The organism is Salsipaludibacter albus, from assembly GCF_019798055.1.
GTDB classification, from domain to species: domain Bacteria; phylum Actinomycetota; class Nitriliruptoria; order Nitriliruptorales; family Nitriliruptoraceae; genus Salsipaludibacter; species Salsipaludibacter albus.
Genome location: NZ_JAHOPH010000014.1, coordinates 87,069 through 99,337, shown reverse-complemented (window position 1 = coordinate 99,337; position 12,269 = coordinate 87,069). Strand labels below are relative to the sequence as shown.

Genomic DNA, 12,269 nt, shown 5'->3' with positions numbered 1-12,269 from the left:
CCCACCTCCTGACCCCCAGCACCTGGTCCCCCGACACCTGGTCCCTCGACACCTGCCCGCACGAGACTGCCGTCCCCGCAGGCTTCCGCTCCCCACCCTCGGCAGGCTGGGGGCCGGGGCATCAGGGTTCGGCCGCCTTTCCACCCGCACCACCAAGCCCGGGAAATCGACCCTGCGTGAGGACATTCGGGGGCGAGCTGCCCGTCGCCGTCATCGCCGCGCCGACACGGAGCTCGACCGCGGCCTCCACCGAGGGACGGGACGTCTCGGTCGGACCCCGGGGCTTGTCGCTCGGACCCCGGGGCTCACGGGTCGGACCCGAAGGCTGGTCGGTGGGATCCCGGGACTGGTCGGACGGATCCCGGGACTGGTCGGTCAAACGGTCTGGGCGACCCGGACGAACACTGCGAGCCGACCCGGGTGCGGTGACCACGGTCACGCCCGTCGGTGAGGTCCAGGTCGCGCGAGCAGTGGCGAGGTCGAGGTCGACGGTCCAGCCGTGGTCGTGGACGCGTCGGTGGCAGTCGTGGCACAGCGCCAGGCCGTTGTCGACCGACGTGCGGCCGCCGGCGGACCACCACTGCAGGTGGTGGATCGACGTCCAGGCGATCGGTCGGGAGCAGTGCGGGCCCCGGCACTGCCGGTCGCGGGCGTTCACGGCGCGACGCTGGGGGCCGGACCACTGCCGGGTCGCCCGGCCGACGTCGAGCACCTGCGATGGCCCGTCCATCACGACGCGCGACACCGCGGCGTCGCAGCACACCCGACGCACGGCCTGCGGCGACAGGGTGCCGCCCCAGGGCAGTTCGCCAGGCGACAGGTCGGCCCATCGTGGATCGTCCGGCCGGGGCGCCACCGACGCCGACGAGTCAGGCGCCGACCCGCCGAGGGTCGACCGATCGGGGGAAGACGGGTCGCCGAGGTCGGCAAGGTCGTCGAGCTCGGTGGCGACGGTCGACGCGTCGACGATCACCGACACGTGCGGCCGCGTGACCCCACCCGTCGACGGTGACAGGCCCGCGTCCAGCACCCTCGACGCCATCCGATGGAACGCATCCGCGAGCCGCTGGTCAGGACGGCGGCGCCGGTCGTCTGGCGTGTCCCGGTCGTCGGGCTGGTCGAGCGCGTCCAGGGCCGTCCGCACCAGCTGGCCCGCCTCGTCGGCCAACTGGCCGTGGACCTGCCACGTGCGCGTCTCGTCGCGCCACATCCGCAGGGACCGCCGGGCGTGCTGACGACGCTCGTCGCGCAGCATCGCGTCGGCCTCGACAGCCTGCTGGCGATCGCGGATGGCGCTGCGCAACTCCTCGGGCGACGCCTCCATCGCCACGGGCAGCAGCTGCTCCTCGACCTCTTCCGGTGAGCCGATCCGTCCGTCCCGGGTGGCACGCACGACCGCGTCGGCCGACTCGGCGTTCAGCGAGCCGTTCGCGAGTGCGTCGCGGGTCGCCGGCAGGTCGGCGAGGTCCGTCGCCAGGCGAGCCACGCGGGCAGCCTCGCGCCCGGACCGCCCCGTGGTCGACTTCAGCCAGTCGGTCGTCGACGCCGCACCATCCTCGGCCACGGCGCCGGACATCGCGAGCGCGCGCACCGTGTCGGCACGGGCGACGGCCACCACGCCGTCGAGCCGGTCCAACAGTCCCAGGCGTTCACGCAGCTCCCGGCTCCCGAGCCGCGCCACGTCGGCGCCGGCCACCTGCTCGACCGCCATCGCGACGACCTCCGCCAAGCGCTCATTGCCATCGGACGATCCTTCGACCCCACCGTTGCTCGAGTACGACGCCGGCTCGTCCGCCGCGAGCACCGCCCGCGAGTGAGTCGTTCCAGAACTGGCCCCTCGCCCTCGGCCCAGCCACGCCCGACTCCCGACCCGACCCTCGAACGGCCCCTCGACCCCGTCCTCCACCGGGCGCCGGGCGGCCGGTCGAGAGACTGCGAGGAGGGCCGTGGCCATGTGATTCACATCCGATCATCAGTACGTGTGTTCGTATACTAGATGACGTCCCGTAGTACGTCAAGCAACGTGTTACCAACCCTGTGGACGATCGGAACCTCGAGCGGCGGGGGGCCCTGCCACCGGGGGGACGCGGAAACCGAGGAATCGCTCGGCTCCCCCACCGAGCCGGCCGTGGTGCCTCGCGTCGGGGACGTCCCTGACGCAGGGCGAACCGTGACACCGGACCATGGCACTCCCGGCCACCACCACGACCCCGCCACGAACCCCGCCACGACCACGCCACCGAGGACCGAGACAATGGCCACGACCGACACGGCAGGGACCGCCCCCGACAGCACGGACGCCATGCGCCGCATGCGCCAGACGGGCACGTGGGCGATGATCGCGCTGGTTGCCGCCGTCGTCGTGTTCGCCATCGTCCAGCTGCTGCCGGTCGCCCGCTACGTCGCCACCGGACTCCTCGGCGACCGTGACGAGGAGCGCGCCCAGCTCGAGGAGGTGGTCGCCGATCTCACAGCCGACCGGAGGACCAGGACCGGCACGAGGTTCGTCGGGCCAGGCTGCCACTACCACGACTGCGCCCACCTCATGATCGACTTCACCACGGGTGACTCCTGCGAGCAGGTCCGCACGCACGTCCTCGCCGAGCTCGACGAACCGCCGCGGCCCGAACCCGTCGAGACGTGCCGCGTGTCCGTGATGCAGGACGGGGTCGTCGTGAGCGTCACGATGCCCTCCCCCGGCCACCTCACCGTGCACGCCCGCTACCCGAACTCGTGACCCGAGCCGCACACGTCCGCACAACGGCCACCACGCATCCACGCCACACTCGGGACCCCGGACCGGAGGACGCCGTGCCCACCGAGCACCACCACCGTCGTGACGGCCGCCGACCGACCGGGATCCCCACGACGCCACCCGCCACGCCACCCACCACGCCACCTGCCGACCGACCCCGGACCGCCTCCGCACCCGCCTCCCCACCCGCCACCGCACGACGCCGGACGAACCTAAGCCTCCCCCGCCGCCTGGTCCTGGCCGCCACCGTCCTCGCCGTCACCCTGACCCTCGCGGGATGCTCTCGCAGCGGCCGGCTCCCCACGCTCGCCGCCGAGCCCATCCTCACCCAACCTCCCGGGGCCACCGAGCTCGACCGCACCGAGATCGCGGGGTCGACCTTCGGCTTCGGCACCCCGGCCCGGGTCGAGGTGGTCTGGGGCGTCGACGACGTCGATGACACCACCGACTGGTACCTCGACGAGTTCGGCGAGGTCTACGGCCTCGAGCTCAACACCCCCGGGACCTTCTACGGCACCCGTCGTGCGGACGACATCGGCATACGAGCCGGCCTCACCGTCGCCCCCAGCATCGGGGAGGTCGGACCGGGGATGGCGGCCGACCCGGACGACCTGCCGGACTGGTCGGGACCCGTGGCCGTCGCGCGGGTCGCCAGCGACTGACGGACGCCCTGCTACGGCCCGCTCGGCCGGTGGGCGGGTGTCACGGCCGACACGACGCCCGGTCGGCAGGCGAAGGCCCGGAGCCGCACCCAGTTGGACGTCAGCAGCCAGTAGTCGCCCGGTGGCAGGTCCAGCGAGGTCACGCGGTCCTCCTCCACGCTCGCCTCGTGCTCGACGTCCGTCAGTTGCGAGAACGAACGATCGACGTCGGGCAGCCCCACGGTGGCGTCGCCGAGCTTCAGCGCCGGTGAGTTGCCGAGTCCGAACTCCTCGAGCCCGTCCTCGAGCAGGGACGGATCCGGCCACTCGACCGCTTGCACGTACAGGCGGTTCCCGTCGACGGCGAGGCGAGCGGGCTCGTGCGACCCCCACCACGGGGCGCCGAGGTCCACCTCCGTGGACGGATCGTCCAGGCAGGGAGGCGGGCTGGGGACGGCCTGGGGGTCGTCGCCCATCGAGCCACAGCCGCCCGACGCCATCAGCGCCGCCACGACGACCGTCCACCGGCGAGCACCCGGCAGGAGCCGCTGGATGATGTCGATGGCCACCGTCCTTTCCCCCGTGGTGGCCGGTGCAGCCCAGTCGGGACGTGATCCCGCCTCAGGCCGGCTGGCCGTCCTCGTCGTCGTTCCAGGCCGGGTCGTTCTCCCACTCCTCGTTGCGGTCCGCCACGGTGTCGAGGGCGGCGGCGGCCTCCTCGCGGGTCTCGAACGGACCGAGGCGACGACGGTCGGCGCACCCCTCGTCCTCGTGCTCCACGCGGGAATGGTGCAGGCAGTACCAGTACATCTCGGCTCCGGCTCGGTCGGTGACGTTGTTGCCAGTCTGCCAGCCCGCACGGTCGCCGCGATGGCCGGACGGTCGGGACGGCGCCGGTGCCGGCGCGATGCGGCCACTCCTAGGCTGGCGGCATGACGACCCTGCGGACGATCCTCCGAGACCTCGCCACCACGGCGGCCAAGGCGGCCGAGCGTGCCATGGGGCGGGACAGCCGCCCGACGAATCGCAAGGACGGCGCCGGGATCGACCTCCCCGACCTCGCCACGGTCGACGACGTGCGCGGCACACGACGCGACCGCACCGCCAGGCCCGGCGACGACGCCGGCCCGTCGACCATCCGCGCCCGCGACGAGCGACGCCGACGCAGCGACGACGACGGGGTCCACTCCCCCGGCCAGCTCGGCCCGTCCGCGACCACCGAGGTCGATCCGCGCGACCTCGACCTGGTCCACACCGCCTACTCGCCCGACACCGACGGTGACCCGGACCCCGGCGAGGTCGTGTGGACGTGGGTCCCCTACGAGGAGCGCGACGGCCGCGGCAAGGACCGACCCGTGCTGGTGGTCGCCCGGATGGACGACGACACGGTCCTCGCACTGCAGCTGTCCAGCCGGGACCGCGAGGGCCAGCGCGACTGGCTGCCGCTGGGTGCCGGTGCGTGGGACGGCGAGCACCGCCCGTCGTGGGTCGCCCTCGACCGGGTCTTCCTGGTCCACCCGGACGGCATGCGCCGCGAGGCCGCCACCCTGGACCGCGACCGCTTCGACCGGGTCACCCACGCCCTGGCCGGCCGCTACCGCTGGCCCGAATGACGTCCCCGATCCTCCTCGTCCGCGCACTGGACGTCGACGAGTCCCCGCCCTGGGCCTGGTGAGGTAGACGGACCCCACCACGTCCGCTCGCCTCCCCGAACGGCCTCCGCGGATCATGCGCCGCGGGCACCGCTCAACCCGTCAGGGTGCACGACCGGACTGATCCGGCCCGGCCGCGGTGTCCGGGACCGCCGTCCTACGGTCCGGTTCGGGGTGCTCCGTAGTCTGGGGGCCATGTCGGGATCTGACACCGGGGACCGTGAAGCGGGGGCAACAGAGCGGGCGGCCGAGCCAGCCCTGGCCCCCGCCCTCGTCACCGTGCTCGCCTTCTGCACCGCACCATTCTTGGGCTTCGTCGCCCACAATGAGGGTGCCGAGCTGCAACTGGGCGAAGTTGCCACCGTCTGGGCACTGTCCAGCCTGCTCCTCGTGTTCGTCGTGATGGTGACATCCCGGCGATCCCGGGCGACAGCTCGTCGGGTGGCGGTACTCCTCGGCCCGCTCACCTGGCTGTTCTTCAACTTCCCGACGGTGGTCAGCCTGGCAGCCGGATGGGGGTACTGGCAACGGCGCGACCAGCGTCTGGGCGATGGCCGTCGGGCTGACAGCCGCCGCCCTCCTCGTCGCCAGCAGGTTTCGGGTCGTGCAGGTCTACGCGGCGTTCCTCGCCTGCGGCCTGGCGCTGATTCCCGCGGCGCAGATCCTCGCCGCATCGATCCAGCCGGCGGCCCCCGACGTTGCTGCCGGCCAGGGACCGGAACAGGACGCGATGCCGGTCACGGATGCACGCAACATCTGGCTGATCCTGACGGACGGCTACACGAGTCCTGCGGTGGTCCGGGAGGAAGCCGGACTCGACATCGCGCCCTTCGTCGACGGGCTGGCGCGACGAGGATTCGTGGTCCCGGAACGTGCCCGCTCCAACTACCCGGCGACCTTCGCATCGCTGGCGTCGCTGCTCGAGATGGACTACCTCATCGACGAGGACTCCCAGCAACTGGGGGTGGACCGTCCCGCCATCAACCGACTCATCAGTGGCGACAACGAGTCAGTGCGTGTCCTGCGCGCGAACGGATACCGATTCGTGCATGCGACCCCCGGACTCTGGGACTCCAATCGGTGCGTGGGTTTCGAGGACCTCTGCGTCTCCGGACCGTCACCACTGAGCGAGACAGCCCGTGCCATGGTCCGGATGACGCCGGTGGACCCATCGGCCTTCGGGGCCAGTCGGCGCCAGGTGGCGCAACAGGCTGACCCGGCCTGGGTCGTCAATGAGATATTGGACCAAGCCCCGGAAGACCCCTTCTTCGCGTTCGTCCACGTGCTGTCCCCGCATCCCCCCTTCCTCTGGAACGACGAATGCGCTCTGAGGACGGATACGCAACTCCAACTGGACGTCGTCCAGACAGGACCCGACTACGCGGCCGACGTCGAGTGTCTCAACCGTCAGTTGAACGACGCCATCGACGCCATCGTGAGCGAAGATTCAACAGCCATCGTCGTGATCCAGGGCGATCACGGTTCCGGGATCGGGACGGACCCCGACGCGCTGTGGGGTGTCCCGGCGGAGCGATTCGAGGTTTTCTCGGCACTTCGGCTCGGCCCAGAGTGCGAGGAGACGGTCCCCGATCGCCTGGGCATGACCAACGTCATGAGGATCGTCCTTGCCTGCGTCCGGGGGACGGAGCCCCAGCTGCTGCCGTACGAGGCATGGATGGTGCAGGAGGGCGACGACCGGGTCGAGCCAGCGGACCTCCCCGACTGGGAGTGACGTCGGCGAACCGGCACGCGCGAAGACAGATCAGGCCCGGACGGGCTCGGCGTCCAGCGTCGTGCGGGATCTGGCGACCACGAGTGAGGCGATGGCCATGACGGCGGCGCCGGCGTAGACGGCTTGGGCGATGCCGACGTGCTCGACGAACTGGCCGGCGACCGCGGCACCGGTGGCGGCCCCGGCGGTCACCGCCGTGTTGAGCCACGACAGCGCCTCGGTCACGACCGACGACGGCGCGAGGTCGTCGGCCAGCGCGAAGATGATCACGACCGACGGGGCGATCACGAGTCCGGCGACCAGGGCGACCAGTCCGAACCACAGCAGGTCGTCCAGCACGAACGTCACCGCCAGCAGCGACCCGACCATGGCGGTGGTCAGCACGTGCAGCCGCCGGTGGCGGGTCCCGGGCCACGACCGCGACCCGTACACCAGCCCGCCGATCGCCGAGCCCAGCGCGAACGCCGCCAGCAGCACGCCGGCCAGGGCAGGCCGACCGTTGGCCTCGGCCACCGCCGGCGCCAGCACGTCCAGTGACCCGAACCCCACGCCCACCAGCCCGAAGACCAGCATCAGCACGCGCACGGCGGGGACCCGCACGGCGCCACCCCGGATCGTCGCGACGGTGCCAGCGATCCCACGGACCAGGTCGGTCCGGGTGAACAGCACGGTGGAGGTGGCCATGGCAAGCCCGGCCACCACGACCGCCACCCACGGCGCGACCAGGTCGACCAGCGCGGCGGCCATGATCGGGCCGGTGACGAACCCCAGCTCGGTGGTGACGCCGTCCAGCGAGAACGCCCGGTCCCGGAGCTCGATCCCGTACAGGCGCCGCCACCCGACCCGCGCCACGGCCGACACGGGCGGGAACAGCATCCCGGCGACGGCGGCCGACACCAGCACGAGCCCGATCGGGGCCCCGACGGTCACCACCACGGCCAGGTTCACCATCCCGACGAGGTAGCCGACCCCGAGCCACCACAGCAGCCTCGCGGGCCCGCGACGGTCGATCAGCCGGCCCCACACGGGCGTCGCGGCTGCCGTCCCGAACGACGACACCGCGGCGGCCAGCCCGGCGGTCCCGTAGCCGTAGCCGGACCGGCGCACCAGCAGGATCACCGACACGACCGACATGCCCAGCACGACCCGCGACAGGATCGCCGCACCCCACGGGATGCCGGCACCGTCCCGACGCAGCAGCGCGACGTACCCGGTCACCACCACCCTCGCATGCTCGACGACAAGCCACGTGACGGTAGCGACACGTCCGCCCATCGCGGTCGACCCGCCCCGGCCGACCCGCCACCGTCGGTGTCACCGACGACGGCCGTGCCGCGACCCCGTGCTCAGGCGGCCGAGGTGTCCCGCCGGCCGCGGACGACCTCGTCGATGATGCCGTAGTCCACGGCCTCGTCGGCCGACAGCCAGTGGTCGCGGTCGAGGTCGGCGTGGACCTGCTCGGCCGTGTGGCCGGTGCGCTCGGCCAGGATCTCCTCCATCCGCGTGCGGGTGTGGCGGAACTGCTCGGCATGGGTCTTGAGGTCGATGGCCGCGACGCGCGGCACCCCGCCCCACGGCTGGTGCAGCATGATCCGTGCGTTGGGCGTGGCCGACCGGGTGCCGGTCCCGGTGGCCAGCAGGAACCCGCCGGCCGACGCCGCCAGGCCCACGCAGCGGGTGTGGACGGTCGACTGCATGGTCTGCATCGTGTCGTGCAGCGCGAACATCCCGTAGGTGTCACCGCCCGGGCAGTCCACGTGCAGCGTCACGTCCTCGTCGGACTCGGCGTCCAGGGCCAGCATCGCCGCGATCAGGTCGTCGGCAACGGTCTCCTTGATCGGGCCACGCAGGAACAGGATCCGGCGTTGGTAGAGCCGTTCGTACGGTGCCATCCGCGCCCACAGCTCGTGCGGGAGCGGGCCCGGCGTGGCGGTCTCGTCGCCGTCCGGGTCGGGACCGTCCGGTCGGTCCGGGACGTCGTTTCCTCGGGGACTCGTCAGCAGCATCGCGCCAGTTCCTCTCGCAACTCTTCGGTTGCGGGTTAACCTAGGACGGACGACCGACAACACGCAACCATGGAGTTGCACATCTGCGTGGGAGGAACGCATGTCGCCTGAGCCACACGACCCGTCCCCGGACACCCGCCCGGATGACGTCCCCCCGGATGCCGACGCCGACTCCGCCCCCGACGACGGCGCGCCCGGCCACGGCCACGACGCGATCGTGCGCCGTCACGTGGCCGCGCCCCCGGAGCGCGTCTGGGAGGTGATCACCGACCCGGACCTGCGCCGGCGGTTCCTCGGCGGGGACCTGGACGTCGAGCTGGTCCCGGGCCACGACGGCCACTTCGACGGCCCCGGCGGACCGGTGCCCGCCCGGGTCCGCGAGGTCCGCCCGGGTCGGCACCTCGGCTGGGACTGGGGCGACGGCGACGACGTCTCGCGGGTCGACCTCGACCTGGTCCCGGAGGGTGACGGCACCGACGTCACCATCCACGAACGCCCGGTCCCGGCTCGCCTGGTCGCAGCCGCCGCGCTGCGCACGATCCCGACCCCGACCGGCGCGACCGCGAACGAACTGTTGGCACTGGCGGCATGAGCCGCGCCGACCCGGGCGAGGTGCTGGCGGCACTCGGCGACCCGACCCGCCAGCAGATCGTGACTCGGCTGGCGTCGGGCCAGGCCCGCACCGCGACCGAGCTCGCGCGCGACCTCCCCATCACCCGCCAGGGGGTGGCCAAGCACCTCGCCACGCTGCGGGACGCTCGCGTCGTGCACCGCGAGGAGGTGGGTCGCGAGTCGCGCTACCGGCTCGACCGCGACGCGATCGCGGCCGCCCGGTCGTGGATCGCCGACGTCGAGGCCACGTGGGACGCACGCCTCGACCGCCTCGCCGACCTGGCCGAGCGCGACGATTGACCAGCCTCGGCCCTCGGGGTCATCCCTGACGCCCGCCGGCGCCACGGTGTGCCATGCTTGGCCCCGGGCCGCAGGGGCACCACGCCCCCCCCACCTCGCTGGCGCAGGAGCCGGCCGGCCCGCCGACCGGAGCTGGACCCATGGCCACCGCACCGCCACCACCCGACGGGCCACCCGAGCCGCCGCACGTCCCCGACCACCAGCCGCCACCGGACGCGACGTCGGCGGGCCGGCCACCGGTCGAACCGGCCGATCCCGCATCGACGGACGCCACCCCCACCGAGCCGGCGACCACGACCCGGACCACCTCGCGCGCCGGCCTGGTGGCGATCGTCGTGGGGGCGCTGGTCCTGCTGGCGATGGTGCTGGTCGTGACCCAGCGTGACACCGTCACCCTGCCGCCCGACAGCCCCGAGGCCACGGTCCAGGCGTTCCTCCAGTCGATGGTCGACGGCGACCCCGATACGACGCTGCTGGCCGACACGGGCTGTCCCCCTCCCCGGGCCGACACGCTGGGATCCGCTCGCATCCGGGCGTCGGTGCTCGACACGAAGGGTGAGGGCGACACCGCGGTGGTGGTGCTCGAGGTCACCGAGCAGTACGGCAGCGCGGTCTTCGACGGGGGCTACGGCCGCGAGGAGAGCTGGCGGCTGGCCCGCACGCCCGACGGCTGGCGCATCACCTCCTACGACTGGCCGTGGGACGAGTGCTGGAACGACCCCTCCTCCCCGAACGGAGGCTGAGCATGACCACCGCGATCGCCCAGCCACGCCCGACCGGGGGGCCACGACGATGATGCTCCTCGGGCTGTTCGGGTCCCTGCTCCCGCTGCTGGTGCTCGCCGGCATCGTCGCGGCCGTCGTGCGATCGGTGCGTGGCCACGACGTCGACTGGGGCGAGCTCGTCCGCCGGTTCTTCGTCCACCTCATCGCGGTGTCACTGGCGTTCGTCGCCACCACCGGGGTCGCCCAGCTCGCGACGCTCGCGCTGGAGGGGCCGTCGCTGCTGCCCAACGACGACCGGCTGGCCGCACCGTTGGCGTTCGCCGTGGTCGGGGCGCCGCTGTACGCGGCGATGATGTGGTGGCTGCTGGGCCAGGCCCGCCGGGACCGTGCCGAGGCGCGGACGCTCGCCTGGAGCCTGCACCTGGGCGTCGTCGCGATCGTCGCGCTGGTCGTGGCGATGGTCGGCGTGTTCGAACTGGTCGACCTGCTGACGGGTGGCGAGGCCACGCCGTGGGGGCCGCTGGCGAACATCGTGGTGTGGGGTGGACTGTGGGCCTGGTACCGCTGGCTCGAGGACCACCTGGTCGGATCGCAACGCTGGGCCGTCCTGCAGGTCATCGTCGGTTCCGCGATCGGGCTGGGCACGCTGGTCGTCGGGGTCGGCCAGCTGGTCAGTGCGGGGGTCGAGGCGCTGCTGTTCGGCCGGGACGTGATCGTGTCGACCGACGACCCGTGGACCGCGATCACCGCCACGGTGGTCGGCGCCGGCGTCTGGACCGCCTACTGGCTGCTGCGCGGGATGCGGCGCCGCCGGGACGGCTGGTGGCACGGTTGGGTCCTGCTGGGCGGGGTCTTCGGTGGGCTGGTCACGGCGGTGTCGTCGGCCGGCTACCTGCTGTGGCTGGTCGCGGTGTGGCTGGTCGGCGACCCGGGCGGTGGCGCGAGCGCGACGGCGGCCGATCACTTCGACGAGGTGCCGGGCGCGGTCGCGGCCATGCTGGTGGGTGGTGCCGTGTGGGCTTGGCACCGGTCGATCCTGGCGCCCCGTGCCGAGCGAGCCCGGACCGAGGTCGACCGCGTGTACGACCTGCTCCTGGCCGGGGTCGGGCTGGTCGCCGCGGCCGGTGGGTTCGCGACCGTGCTGGTGGCGATCCTGGAGGTGGTGGCGGGCCCGGGCGTCGTCGAATCCGGCACCGATCCCGTCAACACGCTGCTGGCCGCCCTGACCTTCCTCGCCGTCGGGACCCCGCTGTGGTGGCGGGCCTGGAGCCGGGTCCAGCGGCTGGCGCTGGCGCCCCCGCTGGGTGGTGCCGGTCCGCCGCCGGAGCTGGACGACCGGGCCGCGGCCGAGCGCCGCTCCCCCACCCGGCGGGTCTACCTGTTCGCCCTGTTCGGGATCGGCGGGCTGACCGCCCTGGTCGCCCTGCTGTCGGCCGTCGTGATCGGGTTCGAGGACCTGTTCTCCGGGGGCTCGGGCGCCGAGACGCTGTCCGCGATCCGCATCCCGGTGGCGATCCTGGTCACGTCGGTGGCCGTGGCCGCGCTGCACTGGCGGGTGTACCGCGAGGACCGCGAGGTCGTCGCCGATGCGCCACGCCGGTTCCCGGCCCGGGTCACGCTGGTCGGCGTCGCCGACGACGCGATCGTCGACGCCCTGCACGACGCGACCGACGCCAAGGTGTCACTGCTCGTCCGCACCGACGGCCCGACTCCCCCGTGGTCCGTCGAACGCCTGGTCGCCGCCCTCGACGGCCACGGCGACGACCACGTCCTGGTCGTCTCCCGCCCCGACGGACTCGAGTTCATCCCGGTCGCGTGACGGGCAACCAACCGACCCGACGGGTGT

At 72.9% G+C, this 12,269-nt stretch carries 13 protein-coding genes; 8 read left to right on the top strand and 5 right to left on the bottom strand.

Annotated features, from left to right (window positions below; genetic code table 11):
• Nucleotides 1-121 precede the first annotated feature (121 nt).
• Complete coding sequence (locus KR546_RS10655; RefSeq protein WP_238444690.1) at nucleotides 122-1,711, bottom strand: HNH endonuclease signature motif containing protein; 1,590 nt, start codon at nucleotides 1,709-1,711, stop codon at nucleotides 122-124.
• Between the two features lie 543 nt (nucleotides 1,712-2,254).
• Between KR546_RS10655 and KR546_RS10650 the strand changes: the two genes are divergently transcribed.
• Together KR546_RS10650 and KR546_RS10645 are read left to right on the top strand one after the other, a co-directional pair.
• Nucleotides 2,255-2,737 carry a hypothetical protein gene (locus KR546_RS10650; protein ID WP_238444689.1) on the top strand — a complete coding sequence of 161 codons (483 nt, stop codon included), beginning with the start codon at nucleotides 2,255-2,257 and terminating at the stop codon, nucleotides 2,735-2,737.
• A gap of 74 nt (nucleotides 2,738-2,811) precedes the next feature.
• On the top strand, nucleotides 2,812-3,417 hold the full coding sequence (locus KR546_RS10645; protein ID WP_238444688.1) for a hypothetical protein: 606 nt from the start codon (nucleotides 2,812-2,814) through the stop codon (nucleotides 3,415-3,417).
• Between the two features lie 11 nt (nucleotides 3,418-3,428).
• On the opposite strand, the gene KR546_RS10640 is transcribed toward KR546_RS10645, so the two are convergent.
• On the bottom strand, nucleotides 3,429-3,965 hold the full coding sequence (locus KR546_RS10640) for a hypothetical protein (protein ID WP_238444687.1): 537 nt from the start codon (nucleotides 3,963-3,965) through the stop codon (nucleotides 3,429-3,431).
• Nucleotides 3,966-4,017: 52 nt separating this feature from the next.
• Nucleotides 4,018-4,206, bottom strand: coding sequence for a hypothetical protein (locus KR546_RS10635; RefSeq protein ID WP_238444686.1), 189 nt, complete (start codon nucleotides 4,204-4,206; stop codon nucleotides 4,018-4,020).
• A gap of 326 nt (nucleotides 4,207-4,532) precedes the next feature.
• Between KR546_RS10635 and KR546_RS10630 the strand changes: the two genes are divergently transcribed.
• Both KR546_RS10630 and KR546_RS10625 read left to right on the top strand, forming a co-directional pair.
• Nucleotides 4,533-5,009 carry a type II toxin-antitoxin system PemK/MazF family toxin gene (locus KR546_RS10630; protein ID WP_238444694.1) on the top strand — a complete coding sequence of 159 codons (477 nt, stop codon included), beginning with the start codon at nucleotides 4,533-4,535 and terminating at the stop codon, nucleotides 5,007-5,009.
• Nucleotides 5,010-5,598: 589 nt separating this feature from the next.
• Complete coding sequence (locus tag KR546_RS10625; RefSeq protein ID WP_238444685.1) at nucleotides 5,599-6,780, top strand: sulfatase-like hydrolase/transferase; 1,182 nt, start codon at nucleotides 5,599-5,601, stop codon at nucleotides 6,778-6,780.
• Between the two features lie 30 nt (nucleotides 6,781-6,810).
• On the opposite strand, the gene KR546_RS10620 is transcribed toward KR546_RS10625, so the two are convergent.
• Nucleotides 6,811-7,998 carry an MFS transporter gene (locus tag KR546_RS10620; protein WP_238444684.1) on the bottom strand — a complete coding sequence of 396 codons (1,188 nt, stop codon included), beginning with the start codon at nucleotides 7,996-7,998 and terminating at the stop codon, nucleotides 6,811-6,813.
• 128 nt (nucleotides 7,999-8,126) lie between these two features.
• Nucleotides 8,127-8,786 (bottom strand): ClpP family protease, encoded by a 660-nt coding sequence (locus KR546_RS10615; RefSeq protein ID WP_238444683.1) that lies wholly within the window; start codon nucleotides 8,784-8,786, stop codon nucleotides 8,127-8,129.
• A gap of 100 nt (nucleotides 8,787-8,886) precedes the next feature.
• Here KR546_RS10615 and KR546_RS10610 point away from each other — a divergent pair, with 100 nt between their 5' ends.
• The 4 genes from KR546_RS10610 to KR546_RS10595 all read left to right on the top strand — a co-directional run bounded on the left by KR546_RS10610 (nucleotide 8,887) and on the right by KR546_RS10595 (nucleotide 12,242).
• Nucleotides 8,887-9,378, top strand: a complete 492-nt coding sequence (locus KR546_RS10610; RefSeq protein WP_238444682.1) for an SRPBCC family protein — start codon at nucleotides 8,887-8,889, stop codon at nucleotides 9,376-9,378.
• Nucleotides 9,375-9,698, top strand: coding sequence for an ArsR/SmtB family transcription factor (locus KR546_RS10605; protein WP_238444681.1), 324 nt, complete (start codon nucleotides 9,375-9,377; stop codon nucleotides 9,696-9,698). Before KR546_RS10610 ends, KR546_RS10605 begins: the two co-directional genes overlap by 4 nt.
• Before the next feature lie 140 nt (nucleotides 9,699-9,838).
• A complete protein-coding gene (locus KR546_RS10600) occupies nucleotides 9,839-10,441 on the top strand; it encodes a hypothetical protein (RefSeq protein WP_238444680.1) in 603 nt (200 codons plus the stop codon).
• Nucleotides 10,442-10,490: 49 nt separating this feature from the next.
• Entirely contained in the window at nucleotides 10,491-12,242 is a 1,752-nt protein-coding gene (locus KR546_RS10595; protein ID WP_238444679.1) for a DUF5671 domain-containing protein, read from the top strand.
• The last annotated feature ends 27 nt before the right edge of the window (nucleotides 12,243-12,269 follow it).

Excerpts from the sequence above, each read along its gene's own strand:
- KR546_RS10625 (WP_238444685.1), top strand. The coding sequence starts at position 5,599 with ATGGCCGTCGGGCTGACAGCCGCCGCCCTCCTCGTCGCCAGCAGGTTT.
- KR546_RS10600 (WP_238444680.1), top strand. The coding sequence starts at position 9,839 with ATGGCCACCGCACCGCCACCACCCGACGGGCCACCCGAGCCGCCGCAC.
- KR546_RS10595 (WP_238444679.1), top strand. The coding sequence starts at position 10,491 with ATGATGCTCCTCGGGCTGTTCGGGTCCCTGCTCCCGCTGCTGGTGCTC.
- KR546_RS10635 (WP_238444686.1), bottom strand. The coding sequence starts at position 4,206 with ATGTACTGGTACTGCCTGCACCATTCCCGCGTGGAGCACGAGGACGAG.
- KR546_RS10615 (WP_238444683.1), bottom strand. The coding sequence starts at position 8,786 with ATGCTGCTGACGAGTCCCCGAGGAAACGACGTCCCGGACCGACCGGAC.
- KR546_RS10655 (WP_238444690.1), bottom strand. The coding sequence starts at position 1,711 with ATGGCGGTCGAGCAGGTGGCCGGCGCCGACGTGGCGCGGCTCGGGAGC.
- KR546_RS10650 (WP_238444689.1), top strand. The coding sequence starts at position 2,255 with ATGGCCACGACCGACACGGCAGGGACCGCCCCCGACAGCACGGACGCC.
- KR546_RS10610 (WP_238444682.1), top strand. The coding sequence starts at position 8,887 with ATGTCGCCTGAGCCACACGACCCGTCCCCGGACACCCGCCCGGATGAC.
- KR546_RS10605 (WP_238444681.1), top strand. The coding sequence starts at position 9,375 with ATGAGCCGCGCCGACCCGGGCGAGGTGCTGGCGGCACTCGGCGACCCG.